At 33.6% G+C, this 232-nt stretch carries 1 protein-coding gene; it reads left to right on the top strand.

Features of this window, described 5'->3' with window-relative positions; translation table 11 throughout:
- The coding region (locus FDW96_RS12490) for a hypothetical protein (RefSeq protein ID WP_212732885.1) at window positions 1-232 on the top strand (232 nt) is incomplete at both ends.

The following is a 232-nucleotide window of genomic DNA, read 5'->3' as shown; positions in this document are numbered from 1 at the left end:
TAAGCTGGAACAAGGTAAATTGCGTGGCTTATTGAAAATTAATGCTTTCCTTGATATTGATAATACACAGGAGTATCGAGAAAAAGCACTAGCAACAATAAAGAATATGCAAGAGGGTTCGAGTTACAACGGTTTGACGCCGGTTGATAACAAGACGGAAATTGTAGAACTTAAAAAAGATTATTCTGTTTTAAACAAAGATGAAATTGACCTTATTAAATCGGAACTTTTG

The organism is Citrobacter sp. TBCS-15, assembly GCF_005280815.1.
Lineage (GTDB): Bacteria > Pseudomonadota > Gammaproteobacteria > Enterobacterales > Enterobacteriaceae > Citrobacter > Citrobacter werkmanii.
Note: the sequence above shows the minus strand (reverse complement) of the source record. Positions and strands in the feature narration are given on the sequence as shown.